15 protein-coding genes are annotated in these 17,921 nt (G+C 39.2%); 9 read left to right on the forward strand and 6 right to left on the reverse strand.

The features are described from left to right. Window positions 1-54 precede the first annotated feature (54 nt). A complete protein-coding gene (gene greB / locus GFB47_RS01200; RefSeq protein WP_153445905.1) occupies window positions 55-531 on the reverse strand; it encodes a transcription elongation factor GreB in 477 nt (158 codons plus the stop codon). A gap of 380 nt (window positions 532-911) precedes the next feature. Between greB and GFB47_RS01205 the strand changes: the two genes are divergently transcribed. Together GFB47_RS01205 and mutM are read left to right on the forward strand one after the other, a co-directional pair. Further along, window positions 912-3,269, forward strand: a complete 2,358-nt coding sequence (locus GFB47_RS01205) for a Tex family protein (RefSeq protein WP_153445907.1) — start codon at window positions 912-914, stop codon at window positions 3,267-3,269. Window positions 3,270-3,543: 274 nt separating this feature from the next. Then, window positions 3,544-4,359, forward strand: coding sequence for a bifunctional DNA-formamidopyrimidine glycosylase/DNA-(apurinic or apyrimidinic site) lyase (gene mutM, locus GFB47_RS01210; protein WP_153445909.1), 816 nt, complete (start codon window positions 3,544-3,546; stop codon window positions 4,357-4,359). Window positions 4,360-4,473: 114 nt separating this feature from the next. Here mutM and coaD read toward each other — a convergent pair whose 3' ends face one another. Beyond that, window positions 4,474-4,959: a pantetheine-phosphate adenylyltransferase gene (coaD, locus tag GFB47_RS01215; protein ID WP_153445910.1), complete on the reverse strand. Its 486-nt coding sequence runs from the start codon at window positions 4,957-4,959 to the stop codon at window positions 4,474-4,476. A 124-nt stretch (window positions 4,960-5,083) separates the two neighbouring features. Between coaD and GFB47_RS01220 the strand changes: the two genes are divergently transcribed. Next, window positions 5,084-6,088: an NAD-dependent epimerase gene (locus GFB47_RS01220; protein ID WP_153445912.1), complete on the forward strand. Its 1,005-nt coding sequence runs from the start codon at window positions 5,084-5,086 to the stop codon at window positions 6,086-6,088. A 246-nt stretch (window positions 6,089-6,334) separates the two neighbouring features. On the opposite strand, the gene GFB47_RS01225 is transcribed toward GFB47_RS01220, so the two are convergent. The 4 genes from GFB47_RS01225 to GFB47_RS01240 are packed head-to-tail and all read right to left on the reverse strand — an operon-like array spanning window position 6,335 to window position 10,327. After that, window positions 6,335-7,360 carry a glycosyltransferase family 9 protein gene (locus GFB47_RS01225; RefSeq protein WP_153445914.1) on the reverse strand — a complete coding sequence of 342 codons (1,026 nt, stop codon included), beginning with the start codon at window positions 7,358-7,360 and terminating at the stop codon, window positions 6,335-6,337. Window positions 7,361-7,370: 10 nt separating this feature from the next. Then, entirely contained in the window at window positions 7,371-8,411 is a 1,041-nt protein-coding gene (locus GFB47_RS01230) for a glycosyltransferase family 4 protein (protein WP_153445916.1), read from the reverse strand. Window positions 8,412-8,445: 34 nt separating this feature from the next. Continuing rightward, window positions 8,446-9,228, reverse strand: a complete 783-nt coding sequence (locus GFB47_RS01235) for a glycosyltransferase family 2 protein (RefSeq protein ID WP_153445918.1) — start codon at window positions 9,226-9,228, stop codon at window positions 8,446-8,448. A 43-nt stretch (window positions 9,229-9,271) separates the two neighbouring features. Beyond that, window positions 9,272-10,327, reverse strand: coding sequence for a glycosyltransferase family 9 protein (locus GFB47_RS01240; RefSeq protein ID WP_153445920.1), 1,056 nt, complete (start codon window positions 10,325-10,327; stop codon window positions 9,272-9,274). A gap of 146 nt (window positions 10,328-10,473) precedes the next feature. Between GFB47_RS01240 and GFB47_RS01245 the strand changes: the two genes are divergently transcribed. Genes GFB47_RS01245 through GFB47_RS01270 form a run of 6 tightly spaced genes read left to right on the forward strand, consistent with a single transcriptional unit; the run spans window position 10,474 to window position 17,912 of the window. After that, a complete protein-coding gene (locus GFB47_RS01245) occupies window positions 10,474-11,187 on the forward strand; it encodes a 3-deoxy-D-manno-octulosonic acid kinase (RefSeq protein WP_153445921.1) in 714 nt (237 codons plus the stop codon). Window positions 11,188-11,211: 24 nt separating this feature from the next. Next, window positions 11,212-13,065 (forward strand): DUF3413 domain-containing protein, encoded by a 1,854-nt coding sequence (locus tag GFB47_RS01250; RefSeq protein ID WP_225874275.1) that lies wholly within the window; start codon window positions 11,212-11,214, stop codon window positions 13,063-13,065. A 1-nt stretch (window position 13,066) separates the two neighbouring features. Then, the gene (locus tag GFB47_RS01255; RefSeq protein ID WP_153445923.1) at window positions 13,067-14,008 is read left to right on the forward strand and encodes a glycosyltransferase family 8 protein; all 942 of its coding nucleotides are present in this window, start codon (window positions 13,067-13,069) and stop codon (window positions 14,006-14,008) included. A gap of 40 nt (window positions 14,009-14,048) precedes the next feature. After that, window positions 14,049-15,224: a glycosyltransferase gene (locus GFB47_RS01260; protein ID WP_153445924.1), complete on the forward strand. Its 1,176-nt coding sequence runs from the start codon at window positions 14,049-14,051 to the stop codon at window positions 15,222-15,224. 43 nt (window positions 15,225-15,267) lie between these two features. Further along, entirely contained in the window at window positions 15,268-16,572 is a 1,305-nt protein-coding gene (gene waaA / locus GFB47_RS01265) for a lipid IV(A) 3-deoxy-D-manno-octulosonic acid transferase (RefSeq protein WP_153445926.1), read from the forward strand. Continuing rightward, a complete protein-coding gene (locus GFB47_RS01270; protein ID WP_153445928.1) occupies window positions 16,572-17,912 on the forward strand; it encodes a PIG-L deacetylase family protein in 1,341 nt (446 codons plus the stop codon). Before waaA ends, GFB47_RS01270 begins: the two co-directional genes overlap by 1 nt. The last annotated feature ends 9 nt before the right edge of the window (window positions 17,913-17,921 follow it).

The raw sequence follows: 17,921 nt of genomic DNA on the forward strand, positions 1-17,921 counted from the left end.
AAAGGGATCCTTAAAGTAATATGAGGATCTCTTGTCTTTTGGGGTTTTAGTGCTCTATTGTTGGTAACGAATAGCGTTAACACACCACTCTTTTTCACCTTCTGGGGTTTTTACCACCACTTCGTCATCGACTTCTTTTTTGAGTAACGCACGCGCCATCGGCGAATCAATTGAAATATAGTTTTTCGCATCGCCATAGATCTCTTCTGGCCCGACGATTTTAAATTGCTTGATTTCTCCCACTTCATTTTCGATCTCTACCCAAGCGCCAAAGAACACTTTTCCTTCTTGTTGTGGGGAGTAATCGACCACGGTCACTTCAGGTAGAAACTTGCGTAAAAACCGTACTCGACGATCGATTTGGCGCAATAAACGCTTGTTGTATTGATAATCGGCATTCTCACTACGGTCGCCTAAACTGGCCGCCCAAGTCACTATTTTAGTCACTTCAGGACGCTGCTTATGCCACAAATGGTCGTGTTCGGCTTTTAGTTTATCGTAACCCTCACGGGTGATCAGTTTGGTTTTCACTCGCGTATCCAACTGGTTTCATAGTTAAGGGCCAAGCGAAGCCACCAAAGCAACCGCTTAACCTATAGGGAGTTTGAAATTATCGTTTTTTAACCGGATAAGCAATGCTGGGTTATAAAATCCGTCATGATTGAGTGAATTTGTGCAACCACAGGGATTAATCACTTGCTCCTACCAAGATTAGCTTGCAGAATCAATACATACCCGTCTTACTTGAAGTTACAGCTTTGTTGGCTACGTTCACTCACCCCAATCACTTAGGCCAGCTAGGCTCATGGGGCCTCGTTTACTTGCCGCCTCACTGAAACTCCAATTACTTAGGGTATAATGCCCATGTCTATGCCCATAAAAAGTAAAACTAATTCCAAAGAAGAGAGACCATGAGCCAATCGAATCAAATTTGTAAAATTATCGCCCAAGAGTTGAATGTTCGACTAGAACAAGTGACCGCAACGGTGACTTTAATTGACGATGGCAATACGGTGCCATTTATTGCTCGTTACCGTAAAGAAGTGACCGGCGGCTTGGATGACACTCAACTGCGTAATCTCGATAGCCGTTTAAGCTACTTGCGCGAGTTGGACGATCGCCGTCAAACCATTCTCAAATCGATTCGTGAACAAGATAAACTGACTCCAGAGCTTGAGCGAGAAATCCTTGCCACAGACAGTAAAACACGCCTTGAAGACTTATATTTACCTTATAAACCTAAGCGTCGGACTAAAGGTCAAATTGCGATTGAAGCTGGGCTTGAACCGCTCGCCGACTCACTGTGGAATAACCCGCAATTTGAGCCAGAAGTGGAAGCGGCAAAGTATGTTAAAGATTCCATTGCTGATACCAAAACCGCATTGGATGGTGCGCGTGCGATCATTATGGAACGAATGGCGGAAGATGCCAATTTACTCGAGAAAGTGCGTGCTTACTTACAAAAAAATGCAGAGCTGCAATCGCGTGTGGTGACGGGAAAAGAGCGTGAAGGTGAGAAGTTTAAAGATTATTTCGAGCACAATGAACGCATTAGCCGGGTGCCATCTCACCGCGCTTTGGCGATGTTACGCGGTCGAAATGAAGGTTTCTTGCAGTTAAGTATCAATGCCGATCCCGCGCAAGAAGAAAGCGTTCGCGGATCATATTGTGAAACCATTATTGCGGATCATTACCGAGTGCACTTTAATCAAGCTCCGGCGGATATGTGGCGTAAACAAGTGATCAGTTGGGCATGGCGCATCAAAATTTCGATGCATCTTGAAACCGAATTGATGGGCGCAATGAAAGAGCGCGGCGAAATTGATGCGATTGAAGTCTTTGCCACCAACTTAAAAGATTTATTGATGGCAGCGCCGGCTGGTCCTCGTGCCACGCTAGGTTTAGATCCTGGTTTACGCACCGGTTCCAAAATTGCGGTGGTTGATGCCACCGGTAAAGTACTGGCTACCGACACCATTTATCCGCATCAGCCGCATAATAAAATTGAGCAATCCGCGCGCGTAGTTGAACAATTAATCAAGCAACACAACGTGGATTTAATTGCGATTGGTAATGGTACCGCCTCGCGTGAAACCGATACCTTTGTGGCCGATATTATTAAACGCGGCAACTTAAGCGTGCAGAAAATCATTGTTAGTGAAGCGGGGGCGTCGGTGTATTCGGCCTCTGAGTTAGCAGCTAAAGAATTCCCGAATATGGATGTGTCGATCCGTGGCGCAGTATCAATTGCACGTCGCCTGCAAGATCCATTAGCAGAGCTGGTGAAGATAGATCCTAAAGCGATTGGTGTGGGTCAATATCAACATGATGTGAGTCAAAGCATGCTGGCAAAGCGGTTAGATGCGGTGGTGGAAGATTGTGTTAATGCGGTGGGAGTGGACGTTAATATGGCCTCGGCGGCATTGCTGACTCGGGTAGCAGGGCTATCTACTACTATGGCGCAAAATATTGTCGATTACCGTGATGAGCAAGGTCGATTTGAAGCGCGTACCACACTGAAAAAAGTCCCACGTTTAGGGCCAAAAGCGTTTGAACAGTGCGCGGGTTTCTTGCGCATTATGAACGGTAAAAACCCATTAGATGCGTCTTCGGTTCATCCTGAAGCTTATCCTTTGGTGAAAGCCATTGCCGAGAAAAACGGTAAAACGGCGAAGAAAATCATGGGCGACAGTGACTTCTTGCGTAACTTGCACGCCAGTGACTACACCGATGAGCATTTTGGTCTGCCTACCGTGACCGATATTATTAAAGAGTTAGATAAGCCAGGACGAGATCCTCGCCCAGAGTTTAAAACTGCCACTTTTGCTGCGGGTATAACCGAAGTTAAAGATCTCGAGATTGGGATGATTTTGGAAGGTGTGGTCTCGAACGTTGCCAACTTTGGTGCCTTTGTTGATATTGGCGTACACCAAGATGGTTTAGTGCACATTTCCGCTTTAACCGACCGTTATGTTGCCGATCCGCGCGAAGTGGTTAAAGCCGGTGATATTGTGAAAGTGAAAGTGATGGAAGTGGATATCCAGCGCAAACGTATTGCCCTCACCATGCGCTTAACCGATGAGCCAGGTGAGCAAAACAGCCAACGCAGTGCTAAGCCCGACTCTCGTAATCAATCTGCTGGTAATCAAGCCGCTCGTAACCAGCCTGCAAGAAATCAACATCAAGCTAAAAATCGTTCATCGGCACCAGTAGAAAACGCCGCTATGGGAGGCGCATTTGCCGCGGCATTTGCCAAAGCGAAGAAGTAATAAAATACGCTGTCATCCCGAGGAGTCGAAGCGAACAAGATACAGGATCTCGCTTTTTATTTTGCCTATAAACTAAGAGCGAGATTCCGGATAGCTCGTTCCTCGCTTCCGGAATGACAGCAATAAAAACCGTCATCCCGAGGAGTCGAAGGTGACATCAGGGCTCTGTTAAAGCGTGTTGGGTCTTAAGCTGTGGGATGTTTTCTCGGCTCTCGAAACTAGATTCTCAAAACCCGAGCGAAGCACTCCCAGCTTTGCCTGTATAAGGATATTTATGCCAGAACTACCGGAAGTCGAAGTCAGTCGTATGGGGATCACACCTCATCTGCTTGGGCAGACCATTGATAAGATCCACGTTAGACAACCCAAATTACGCTGGCCAGTACCAGAAGAAATCCAACGCTTGCAAGGCCAAACCATTGTAGCGATTTCCCGTCGCGCCAAATATTTGGTGATCGAAACGAAACAAGGTTGTGCGATTATCCATTTAGGCATGTCGGGAAATCTGCGGATATTGGATGGTTTTATTGAGCCCAATAAGCACGATCATGTCGATTTAGTCCTCACCAATGGCAAAGTGTTACGTTATCACGATCCAAGGCGTTTTGGTGCTTGGTTATGGTGTGAGCAAGGCACAGAGCATGCCGTCATGGCGCATCTTGGCCCTGAGCCTTTAACTGATGAGTTTAATCCTGAGTATTTATTTGCCAAATCGCGCAATAAGAAAGTGGTGACCAAGCAATTTATTATGGATAACAAGATTGTAGTTGGGGTAGGAAATATTTACGCAAGTGAATCCTTGTTTAGCGCTAAAATTCACCCTAAAACGCCAGCCAATCAACTGACATTAAAACAAATCACCCTGCTGGTGGCCGAAATCAAAATCGTGCTAGAGCGCGCGATCAACCAAGGCGGCACGACGTTAAAAGATTTCAACCAAGTGGATGGTAAGCCAGGTTATTTTGCTCAAGAGCTACAAGTGTATGGTAAAGCAGGTAAACCTTGCCCTGTCTGTTCAAACTTGATTCAGGATGAGAAAATAGGGCAAAGGAATAGCTTTTATTGTGAGAGTTGTCAGGTGAAAAGTTAGAAAAGCGGAGCATTACGCCTTCGTAGATTCGATCTATTGGTTAGATTTTCAGATCCCGAACGCAGCGTCTTAGCTGTTATTTTAAGCGACTCGGAGCCGTATTTAATCTACCTTTTACACTTTCGCTTTGACCTTTCCTACCACATACGGATGCAAAAACTGGGTCACATCGCCGCCATGGATTGCCACTTCACGCACAATGGTTGAAGATAAAAAGGCAAACTCTTCGGTTGGGGTTAAGAACACGCTTTCCAGTTCTGGCATCAGCTTTTTATACATGCTGGTTAAGCCAAATTCATATTCATAGTCAATGGTTGTACGCAAGCCACGGATAAGAATGTCGGTTTTCTGTTGTTTAGCAAAATCGACTAACAAGCCAGAAAATCCAATTGCTGTTACGTTATCTAATCCTTTTATCACTTCGGTGACCATATCAACCCGCTCTTGCAGATCGAACATGGTATTTTTACTTGGACTTTCTGCCACCGCGACAATCACACGATCAAACAGACGAGCACTACGTTTGATGAGTTCAAAATGGCCATTAGTGATAGGATCAAAAGTGCCAGGATAAATCGCTTGAGTGGTGAGTTTAGTCATGATTAGTTTCACTGAACCTTAGTTTTAATTTATATCGCTATTCTACATGTAAGGTTAAAGTATTATATACTGAAATGAAAAGGTTAGAATTGATTGTTGTTCACATTTTTATATGAGGTTACTAATGAAATACTTAATCACAGGTGCTGCTGGTTTTATCGGCAGTTCAGTTGTTGAACGCTTATGTGCACAAGGTCATCAAGTTATTGGTATTGATAATTTAAACGACTATTACGATGTTTCATTAAAGCAAGCCCGTATTGAGCGAGCAACCCATCAAAACTATCAATTTATCCAACTTGATTTAGCCGATCGTGATGGGATGGCGAATCTGTTTGAACAACAGAAATTTCAACGAGTGATCCACTTTGCCGGTCAAGCGGGTGTACGTTATTCAATTGATAACCCAATGAGCTATGCAGACAGCAACTTGGTGGGTTTTTTAACCGTACTAGAAGGTTGTCGTCACCATAAAATTGAGCACTTGGTGTATGCGTCTTCAAGTTCTGTTTACGGCTTGAATCAAAAAATGCCATTTAATACCAGTGATACGGTTGATCACCCAATTTCGCTTTATGCGGCGACTAAGAAATCAAATGAATTAATGGCACATACTTACGCACACTTGTATGGCGTACCCACTACAGGACTTCGATTCTTTACTGTATATGGTCCTTGGGGCCGCCCTGATATGGCATTATTTAAATTTACCAAAGCGATCATTGAAGGCAAAGAAATCGACGTTTACAACAATGGTGATATGCAGCGTGATTTTACTTACGTTGATGATATTGTTGAAGGTGTTATGCGAATTCAAGATGTTATCCCACAACCGACACCCGATTGGACAGTAGAAGCGGGATCGCCAGCCACCAGTTCTGCACCTTATAAAGTGTACAACATTGGCCATGGTAGCCCAGTAAAACTAATGGATTACATTGAAGCGCTAGAAGAGTCTTTAGGCATCGAAGCGAAAAAGAACTTTATGCCAATGCAACCGGGTGATGTGTATGCCACTTACGCTGATACTGATGACTTGTTCAAAGCTATTAATTACAAGCCACAGGTTAAGGTTAAAGAGGGTGTGCAAGCGTTCGTTGATTGGTATCGTGGGTTTTATAAGGTTTAGTTTATCTTTAATTATCATTAAACGATGCTACTTTTTTTAGTATTATATTTGTCTGTTTTCGGGTTTTATATCGAGATAAGTATTAAATATGTAACCTTAGTTTATATTTAAAGTCATCATTTTTAACTCCAACCCCATCGATAAGAGTTGGGGTTAGAACTTCATTAATACCTTTTTATAATAATATGTTTTGAATGCCACCATCTGATGCAATAAGTTATTATCTTTGATAATTTTAATATTTCATCATTTCATCATTTCATCATTTCTTGATAATTGAATGCGAGCTAGAGATAAAACTTTATCGACAGTTATTGATTGAATGTTTTTTGTTTTTTCGTTAGGGAATATAGACCAACTGTTTTCAGTCGAATTAAACCATTCTTGCAATGTGGGATACGGTGAAGCGCCATTATCGTGCCATCCCCAAATCATAATTAAAGGTGACTCCAGCATTTGAAAAATATGAGTTGGCCCACAATCATTAGCGATGGTTAAACGAGATGTTTTAGCTATATCAATCAATTCTGGTATGGATGGTGAGTTAATAATATAGACTTTATTTGAGATGGATTTTAATTTTTCTACTATAACATCCTGGAAGTGCTGCTCTTCAGGGCCTAGGATAAATTGGATAGGTTCATTAAAATTGTTTTTTTCTATTAATTCTAATGCAACACGACAATATTTTTTTATGTCCCATCGTTTATATGAACCAGCACCACCACCAGGAATGATTGTTAAACTGGCACGTTGGTTAATTATCATTTCTGGTTGCGAGCTTAAAGATGAAATAATCACAGAAGAGTAGTTTGTGCCATAAAAATAATTTATCAATTTCAAAAAACGACAGGCAATATACTGGCTATTTTTTTTTTCGATTAATGTATATTTGTAACATAATGAATGCAGTTTAGATGAAATAAAACTGAATGTATTCATGGTGCCCGATAGCTTTATTGCCCAATGGACTCTTTCAGATGCAGGATACAAGTTAAATATATAATAATATCTATTACTTCGAAGGTTTTTAGTTAACTTTAAAAATGAAATGTTTTTATATAATATTAAGTTGTCAGCACCGCCGCTGCTAATTAATAGTTTGCTTTTTTCGTTTTTGGACCATACATCAATGATTGAATTGGGATGTTCTTTTTTTAGCGCACACAGAAATGGAAGTTGTGTTGTAATGTTTCCAAAAAACGCTCGATTAGGAACAAAAACAGCTATATTTATTTGTTCTTTTATAAGGTTGTTTTTTTTATCTATCACTGATAAAAACCTAAATGTTAACTTTTATTAAATGAGAGTATACCCCTTTGTATAGAGATGAAGTATAAGAAATATCAAATTGCTTAAGTTTTTCTTTTCCGCCTTGCTGTAATTGTTTATACAAAACATTATCATTTTCTAATTGGTCGATAAAATGAGCCAATTGTTGATAGTTACCCGCTTCACATAATAGTCCAGATTTCTCATGCTCAATAATATCCGGTATTCCGCCTGCATTTGCACCAATCACAGGTAAACCTGCACCTATTGCTTCAAGGATAACTGAACCTAAACCTTCAGAATAAGAAGGATGGATAAGTAAGTCTGCTGCTGCAAACCAAGTTCCCATATCGCGCTGTTTACCCATAAATTGAATATTGGTTAAACCTGTGGCTTCTTGTTCCAACTTTTCTCTTTCTGGGCCATCTCCGAGCAGCAAAAATTGAACCCTTGGATTTTGTACTCCGAGTGCTTTTGCTGCCGCGACCGTCACATCAAAACCTTTGTGTTTCAGCATATTGGCCGCATGGATCACGATAAACTTGCCACGATAACGGTTTAAAATATCATCTACATTATTTTGCTCATAAGAATAGGATACGGGTGAACTTGGGATTTTATATATTTTATTAATATCATTAAATTCAGATAATTTAGAGACGATTTCCCCGCTTAATCCAATGAGTGCAGATGCTTTACGGTAAGCCAGTTTGGATAGCCACTTATTCTTCATTGGGTTATCAATGCGACGGGTAACGATATAAGGTACATCATGTAGCAAGTGTTGTATTAGCGCCCAGTAAATCGCTCGCCCTTCATGTACGTGAATAGCCACGCAATCTTGAGTAATTGTTTTACTGTGTGATTTGGTAAAATGGGTCGCGAGAATAATACGACAACCCAACTTCTTTACTTCATCGACCAGTTCACTTTTTGGATTCATCACAACGGTGAGTTGATATCCCTCACTAACTTGTTGTTTTATTAGTTGTAAAGTTTGGCGCTCACCACCACTAAATCCGGAAGCAAGGTTGACGTGGCAAATGTTCATATAATTGTAATAGCCTTTTTGTTATCGTGAGAGTCTACCAAATTTTATTAAAATCAGTTTTTTCTAGTACTGTTGGATCTCTTTGCAGTTCGAGTAGTTTGGCATATTTTAGATAACTATTAATGGCTGAACTCAACGCAACCGTCATACCATCTACACCACCTAAAAAACCCTTTTGAAAAAAGTACTTTCTAACAAAGGCATTTAGACCATGAGTAAAAGGAGACCAGGCGTTCGCTCGTTTGCCTTTTTGATACATGATTTTAGCCGCGCGACTGCTAAAATTGCGACCAGGCTTGGCAAATAATTGGCCAAGATCTTCAAATGAATAATGAATAATATCTGCATCTAAACGTTCAGGGTTGTTAGCTTTAACCGCTGCGTGTTGCTTTACGGCAGCAAAACGAGTTTTATTTTTATTGTATAAGCGAATGCAAAAATCTGGGTACCAACCACATTGCTTGATCCAACGGTTACCAATATAGTTGCGTCGACGTAGAGCAAAAGCATCATGCTCAGTGTTTTCTAAGTTAAGTGATTGAATAGTATCAACTGCCTCTGGAGTTAATCGCTCATCAGCATCTAAGCTAAGGATCCAATCATTGCTGGCATAATCTAAACCAACATTTTTTTGAATGCCATCCCCTAAATATGGTTGTTGAATGACCTTGGCACCGAGATCTTGCGCTAATTGTACTGTGTTATCGGCACTTTCTGAGTCAACAATAATGATTTCAGAACAAACTTGTTGAAGAGATTCAATGCATTCTCTGATATTTTTTGATTCATTAAGGGTAATAACAACGCCTGTGATCATATGTTAAGCCTATTAAATTGTTGTGATATTTGAATTTATGACACTAATTCAAGGTGCTGACTACTTTATCAAACATTGAGATAACATGCTTGCTAGATATTAACGTCATCGCATTTTCGTCTTTAACTCGGGTTCGCCAAGGCAAGTTATCAATAGTGATATCATGCTCCTTTGCAATGGCTTCTTTATAGGAAGAAACAACATATTGTCGATACAAATAAGGCCCAGTTCTTTCTGGGTTATGGTGAGCGTACAAACCTATCACAGGTATATTCATCGCATTTGCCATATGAGTTGGTCCGGTATCGGGCGCAATGACTAGATCGGCTTTATCAATCAAAGCAAGCATTTTTTTTATCGTACTCTTTCCGACTAAGTTGGTTACTGATGGTGCCTTTGATTGTATTTTGTAGGCTAAATCAATTTCAATTTGTGCAGGGCTGCCCGCTAAAATAATATTCCAACCTAATTGTTGAGCATGTTGGATCACTGCAGCATAACCTTCTACCGTCCAGTTTTTATAAGCTTTGCTTGCTGCGGGTACAATAAGTAAGTTTTTAGATTCGTTATTTTGATTGCTAAGATGTTGCAGAACCCATCGATTATCGTCTTCAGAATAAGGGATTGACCAAGTAGGGGTAATATCAATCACACCGAGTGTGCTAGCAAAAGCCAGTAACCCATCTAAAACATGTGGAGCTTCTGGTGATGGTACTTTTACATTAGTAAACCAAGTTTGAAAATCCTGACTACGCTTAGCATCGAAACCTAATTTGTATTTTGCTTTTATACCTAGTGTGGCAATGCTCGCCCGCAAGGCATATTGCATATGAAGTAAAGCATCAAAATTTTGTCCTTTAAGCTTTTTCCATAATGAAAAATAACCTTTAATGCCATCTTTTTTATCAAAAATAATAACATCAATATTTGGAAGATCATTGATTAACTGTGCTTCAAGTTTACCCGTTATCCAAGTTATCTTAGTGCTAGGCCATTGGCGCTGAATGCACTGTACCGCTGCGATCGTGTTACATACATCACCAATTGCAGATAAGCGTAGGATGCAGATAGAGTTTGGTGCTTTGGTAAAAAGAGGCATAAGTATATTTAGGCTTAAAAAATAATATACAGATTATATGGGGTGTGTGGCTTAAAGGCAAAGAATGTAAAGTGTGACACTGAATGAACTTAGGTGTCAGCGGCAAATGCTACCATCTAAGCTTTTTTCCCTGTATTCTTATCCACATGAATACATTGAAATCACATAATCAAATTATTTGGTATAACGAAACATTGATCTCTGACTCAGTGAAATTGTGTTGTGACCCTGAATACTGGCAACAGCAAGGTAAAATATTAGGTTCGGCACAAGGGCGAGGTACCACTTGGTTTGTACAAACTGAAACTTTACCCGCCGCGCTTAGGCATTATCGTCGAGGTGGATTATTTGGTAAGCTAATCAATGACTCTTATTGGTTTTCTGGGTGGGATAAAACCAGAAGCTATCAAGAATTCATCCTACTTGAATATTTAATTGTGCAACGAGTCAATGTTCCCCAACCGATTGCGGCGCGATCGGTGAGAAAAGGGTTGTGTTATCAAGCGGATATATTGACTCAAAAAATCCCTCAAGCACAAGATTTAGTTGGATTATTGCAAATAAATGCAATCGACTCAACGATGTATGAAAAAATTGGTCAGGAAGTGAAAAAATTGCACCAAGCGAATGTTAACCATACCGATCTAAATATACATAATATTTTGATCGATCAACAAAATATGGTCTGGATTATTGATTTTGATAAGTGCCACATTGAAAAAAACAACAATCAAAAAAATTGGAAACAAGGTAACATTGATAGGTTATTACGTTCTTTTCAGAAAGAGCTAAAAAAGCGTCAAATCCATTGGAAGCAAACTTCGGATTGGCAAGCATTTTTATCGGGTTACACCGACTAAACGACAGAATAAGCAGGTTTTTACGTGAATTTTCAACCACCTAGATTAACATTCAAACAAAAGCTTCATAGCCATGGTTGGGTTATCTTAGTTAACTCCTTGATAGCAATGCTTATCGCTATTCGATACTTCCTATATCTCCCTGCTTTCCCACAAGATAGTTTGAGCGCGAGCTTTATTGTGGCGGGAACGTGGAGCCAAATGACGCTACTAGCAGCGGTCATTGGTGTTATAACGCTCCCTTTGCTTTATTTGCCGACAATGGCTAGACGCAGCGCTATTGCCATCATTACATCAATAGCCCTTGGTGCCCTCATTATTGATACTTTTGTGTTTGCACAGTATCGTTTTCATATCAATGCAGTGGTGGTGGAGCTCGTTTTCTCTGGAGATGTAGTCGATTTCCCGTTGATCACCTGGCTAATGACGATTATTGGTGTAGTGGCATTAATATTATTTCAGTACTGGTTAGTGCGCAGTATGGAATTACAACCAAGTTTAACTAAAAAACGATTAGGACATAAATTTACATGGATTACGGTTGTTACTATCCTACTGACTAATGGTATTCATATTTGGGCATCTGCTTATGCATATCAACCTGTTAATATTGTAAAACAGTATTTGCCTTTATTTCAGCCAGCAACGGCGAATAGCTTTATGAGAAAGCATGGCTGGATTGATGAAAAGGCGGTTGAACGTCAAAAATCGATGGCATTGAAAGGTAATAGTGATTTGAATTATCCACTGTCACCTTTACAAGTGAAGCCAGTAGATAAACCAGTGAATATTATGTTCCTAGTGGTGGATTCTTGGCGAGCCGATACCTTCAACGCTGATAATGCACCTAATTTGTGGCAGTTTTCTCAACAAGGTGAGCGTTTCTATAATCATATATCAACTGGTAATGCGACTCGAACGGGGATTTTTGGGTTATTTTACGGTATTCCTGGAACGTATTGGCATGGTTTTTTAGCAAATCATAAAGCGCCGGTATTTATGGATCGTTTGCAACAGTTAGATTATCAGATTGGTCTCTTTACCTCTGCGAAATTAACCGCGCCAGAGTTTGATCAAACCGTATTTGCTAACCTGAAAAATATCCGAATTGGCTCCAAAGGAGCAACACCTTCGGCGCGTGATATTGATTTAACTAAAGATTGGTCACAATGGTACGATAAGCGAGATAAATCCAAACCAACATTTTCGTTCTTATTTTATGATGCGCCACATGGTTATGACTTCCCTGAAGATTACCCTCATCAATATCAACCAATGCTGAAAACGTTAAACTATTTAGATTTAAATAATAATACCGATCCCACTCCGCTAATGAACCGCTATAAAACAAGTGTGCACTTCGTTGATAGTTTGGCTAAGCAAGTATTAGATAAACTAAAAATAGCAGGAGAATTGGATAACACATTAGTGGTGATTACCGGAGATCACGCTCAAGAACTCAACGATAATAAGCTTAATTATTGGGGGCATAATGGTAATTTCACCCCAGCTCAAACTCATGTTCCATTTGTTTTAGTTGGCCCTAAAGTACCTAAAAACTTTGTTAAAGGTTGGGGGAATAGTTTTAGTAGCCATGAAGATGTAGCTCCAACAATAGCTAAAAATTACCTTGGAATAGAAAGCCCAATAACAGATTACTCGACCGGTATTGATTTGCTCGGGAAACAACAAAATCGCCCTTGGTTATTGGCTTCTAGTTACAGTGGATACGGTGTTATTACTCATGATTCCATTTTAGAAGTGGGGGCGACAGGGCAGTCTCAATTTATGGATACAACCAATCACCCCAAGCAAGGCAAGCCTAATTATCAATATTTGCAGCAAGCGTTAGAGCAAATTAGCCGGTTTAGGAAGTAAAATGAAAGAGTGTATAACAGTAACTTATGCTTGCGATGATAATTATTCTCGTCACTTGGCTGTATCTATAGCGTCACTTATTGATAACTATTCAATGAGTAAGCGCTTAGATATTTTTGTGTTTGATGCCGGAATATCAAAAGAAAATAGAGGTAAAATACAAAAATTAGAGCGTAATAATATAGGTATTAAATTTGTGCAAATTGATGTAAATATGTTTGATGGTTATCCATTAACGATAGAACATATATCATTAGCAACATATTTTCGTCTTAAGTTGCCATCATTATTACCGAGTCATAAAAAAGTTGTTTATTTTGATGTTGATATTATTATTAATGATGATATTTCAAAAATGTGGGATGTTAGTCTTGAGGGGAAATCAATTGCAGCTGTAATTGAACCTGAAGTTTCATTGAATAATAAAGAGCATTTAAGATGTATTGGTGTTGATGGCGATTTTTTTTATTTTAATGCGGGGGTGTTAATTTTAGATTTGGATAGGTTAAGGCGGCTGAACTTTGAAGGTAAGGTTATTGATTATCTTGGTAAATATTCTTCTTTATTGGTTTATCAAGATCAAGATATACTAAATGGAATGTTATTTAATGATGTTAAATATCTATCACCTTTTTATAATTATATGCCTATGTATAGAAATATACTTTCGAAAAAAAGACGGTATCAAATTAATTTAATACCATATACAGAGCTTGAAATTAAAAAATTAAAAAAAACGGCGTGTGTATATCATTTTTGCGGTAGAAGAAAAGCCTGGATGCAATCATGTACTAGTTCTGGGTTTCATTTGTATAAAAAGTATCAACATAAAACGGAATGGCGAGATGCTGATTATACAGACCTTGAACAAATTAAAGGTTTAGTTAAAGCTAATTACATCTATAGAAGATTCATCCTGAGATTGATGAATTTTCTATCGTAAAAATAATTACGTATTAAAAATATATTTTTGTGAGGGATTGATGAAAGTAGCCGTGGTTGTCAGTTGTTTAAAGCTAGGTGGAATGGAAAGAGTTGCAGTTAATCTTGCTGATGCTTTTGCTCACTCAGGGCATGATAGCCACTTAATGTATTTAAAAGACAGGAAGAAACAGATTCAACCAAGAAATGAAGCCGTTAGCCTCCATCTTTTTGATTTGAAAAAATGGGTGTTAATGACGGGCATTGGTGCGTTATGGTTTGTAATGTGTAAGCTTTTGAATGTCTTATTTCGTAAAACCTTTCCTCACTTTTTTGCTTATGCTCAGGCGATTGCTTTTCGATATAAATTACGACAGCTAGAGAAAAAAGACGGCCGTTTTGATTTGATTATCTTTAGAGGGCAAGGCACATTTGGGCAAATTTGGCCAATGAGAGATAAACGTTTTGTCTTTGTGTGTGAAAGTGTACAAAACAAAAACTTATATGCGGGTTTATCTAAATGGATTTTTTCATCACTCTATGAAAATAGAAATGTAGTGTGTGTATCTGAAGGGTCTAAGGCTAGCTTTTTAGACTTAACTAAAGAGCATCAAATCCATTGTAACAAAGTGGTAAAAATCAGTAATCCAAATGATTATCAAATGATAAGACAAGATGCCTTGCAGCCAATTAAAGCCGAATTATTCCCCCCAAGACCTTATATTTTGAGTTTAGGAAGACTCGTACCACTAAAGAATATCAGCTTGCTAATTCAAGCCTATCACTATGCGCGCCATCACTTTGGCTTAGAGCAAGATTTGGTGATCGTTGGCGAAGGAAAAGATCGTGAGCAGCTTGAAAAGAAAGTTGCAGAACTTGGGTTAACTCAATATGTCTTTTTTAAAGGAGCACAAAGCAATCCATTTCCTTGGTATAAGCAAGCCGATTTGTTTGTACTTAGCTCAAAGTCCGAGGGCTTAGGAATGGTATTGATTGAAGCATTAGCATGTGGGGTTAAAGTGGTATCAACAGACTGTCCTGGTGGCGTTCGCGATATTATGCAAGGCAAGCTTATTCAATTTCTCGCAGAGCAAAATGCATCATCATTGGCAGAAAAAATACACTTAGCATTAGAACCAAGTCCGAATAAACCGCTAAAGGATGATATTGATAAGGCGTTAATTAACTTTGACCAAGAATTTATTGTAAAGCAGTATAGGCAGGAGTTCATACTGTAAACTTTAGTGCTTTTAAGTCAGTAACTTGTAGGAAAGTAGCGCCATGATCCGGTTTATCTATACAGTATTACTTATATTATTATCCCCCTTTTTCCTATATAGCTTATATAAAAAGAAAGAGGGGAAACCTACTTTTGGCCCTCGCTGGAAAGAACACTTTGGATTCACTCCACCACTAAATTTACCACTAGGGGAAAAAAGTATATGGATCCATACTGTATCAGTTGGTGAAGTTATCGGTGCTACCCCTTTTATCAGAGTGCTAAAGCAACAAAACCCACAACAAATTATTGTATTAACGACCACTACAGCCACAGGGGCCCAACAAGCAGAAAAATTAAAAGGCTTAGTGGAGCATCGATTCATGCCATTAGATTTTTCTGGTGCGGTTAAGCGATTTATTAAAGCAGTTCAACCGCAAAAAATGATCATAATGGAAACGGAATTATGGCCAAACACTCTTGCTACTGTGCATGAGAATGATATTGAAATTATCGTGATGAATGCACGTTTGTCTGAACGCTCAGCTAGGCGCTATGCCAAATTTCAATCAGTTTTTAATCTATTGTCTTCCTCTCTAGATAAAGTGATTTGTCAGTATAAAGAGGATGCGGAGCGCTTTATTCGTTTAGGGGTACTTGAAGAGAAAGTGGTAATTTCTGGTTCTATAAAATTTGATATTCATATCGAGAACGAAATAAAAACACAAGCCGCTTATTTACGTAACCAACTTCAAGTGACGAAAGGCTCAAAGCACGATCATCAGCCCCTCATTTGGATTGCTGCTAGCACACATCAAGGAGAAGATGAGCAAGTATTAGAAGCTCATCAACAACTCCTTTCCTCGTTTCCTAATGCTATCTTGATCTTGGTTCCTCGTCATCCAGAACGTTTTAATCAGGTGGCTGATCTTATAGAAGCTCGAAACTTTTATTTTTCTCGTAGAAGTACACAAAGTGAATTGGTCGGCAATACTCAAGTTTATCTGGCCGATACGATGGGTGAAATGTTATTACTACTAGCTGCTAGCCATGTGTGTTTTATGGGGGGCAGTTTACTCGGTGATAAGGTTGGGGGGCATAATTTACTCGAACCTGCGGCGCTGGGGATCCCATCAATTACCGGACCGAGTTATTATAATTTTAAAGAGATTACTCAACAATTATTACAAGCCGAAGCCACAACGGTGTGTGTAAATGCCAATCAATTAGCAGAGCAACTCATCTCGCTATTTTCTAATCCCGGAGGTCGATATGATAAGGGGCAGCAAGCACTAAATGTCATTAAAGCTAATACGGGTGCCATAAGTCGAACATTAAGCGCAATTAATTCAGTAAAGGCAAAATAATGAAAATGGAACAGATAGATTATCAATATGCATTAAAAGCAGATGAGCAATATGATATCACCATCTCATTAGAATCATCGTCTAAGTGTCAGTATAAACTGAATATCGCTTCGCAGCAGGAGCATTTCCAAGCTTTAAACGTGACGGACTATACTTGGCTGCTAGAATTTTCATATTGTGCACAGCATAAAAAAAAGCAAGGACGAATTGCCGTTACCGATAACGAAGCACAAATTAGTATTGAAAATAGCCAATATTTCGAGCCTAATCAGCAAGGCATTCGCTATTTAAATTTAACCAGTGAAAATAGCCAGAATATTTCTAATGTATCTGAGAAGACATTATTTTGTGATAACTGTTCATTATCAGAAACTGCAACACTGTTGGCATTTAAGAAACCTAATTTAAGCGCCGGACCAATCCTCATTGTAGCGCCGCATGCAGATGATGCTGAATTAGCCGCCTACGGTTTATATCAAGATTTTGCGGAACAAGTGTGGATCACCACTATCAACGCAGGGCAAAATGTACAGAAATTGAGTCAACAGTATATTAAAGATCTTGATAGCGATATGTGTGATGCAGTGGAGCGGAAAGCTAAAATACGAGCATGGAATAGCAGAACAACGCCATTATTAGCGGGGGTTGACTATAATCATATTTCTTACCTAGGTTATTATAATATTACCCAAACATGTTTATATGAAACGCCTCATGAAGTGAAATTAGATACAGTCATCGGCCAGTTGAACTCACAAAAAGAACGCTCGTTTAATCATATAAATCTCCCAAATGACAAAAATTTTATTAATACAGGCCAAGCACTTATTGACGATCTAGTGAGTTTGATAGAGCAAATCAAACCAAGCACTATTTTAGTCACGGATCCTGAAATTGATCCACATCATGAGCATATTGTCGCTGCACATGCAGTGGCTCTTGCGATTCAAAAGAGTGACTATAAGCCGGACAATGTTTTATTGTATGTCAATCACTTAAGAGAAATTAAAAAATTTCCTTATGGGCCTGAGCATGCGAGAACCGCTCTTTCCCCATGGTATAACAGTGAGTCTGTATTTGGAGAATATTCTTGTTATAGCCATCAATTGAGTATGAATACACAAAAAGAGAAAGTGGTTGCATTAGATTCAATGCACGATTTACGCAGTAAAAATAGAATTGAAAAAAATATCAAACAGTGGTGGTCGAAAAAAATAATAAAAAGTGGCTATCAGTTCTACAGTAATCATAGTTATTTTCAAACGCATATAAAAAGCAATGAGGTTTTTGCTGTTATAGATGCATTTGAATTTAGTGAGTGCTTATGTAAAGAAAGGTAATAGATGAAA

The sequence above is a fragment of the Vibrio algicola genome, assembly GCF_009601765.2.
Taxonomy (GTDB): Bacteria; Pseudomonadota; Gammaproteobacteria; order Enterobacterales; family Vibrionaceae; genus Vibrio; species Vibrio algicola.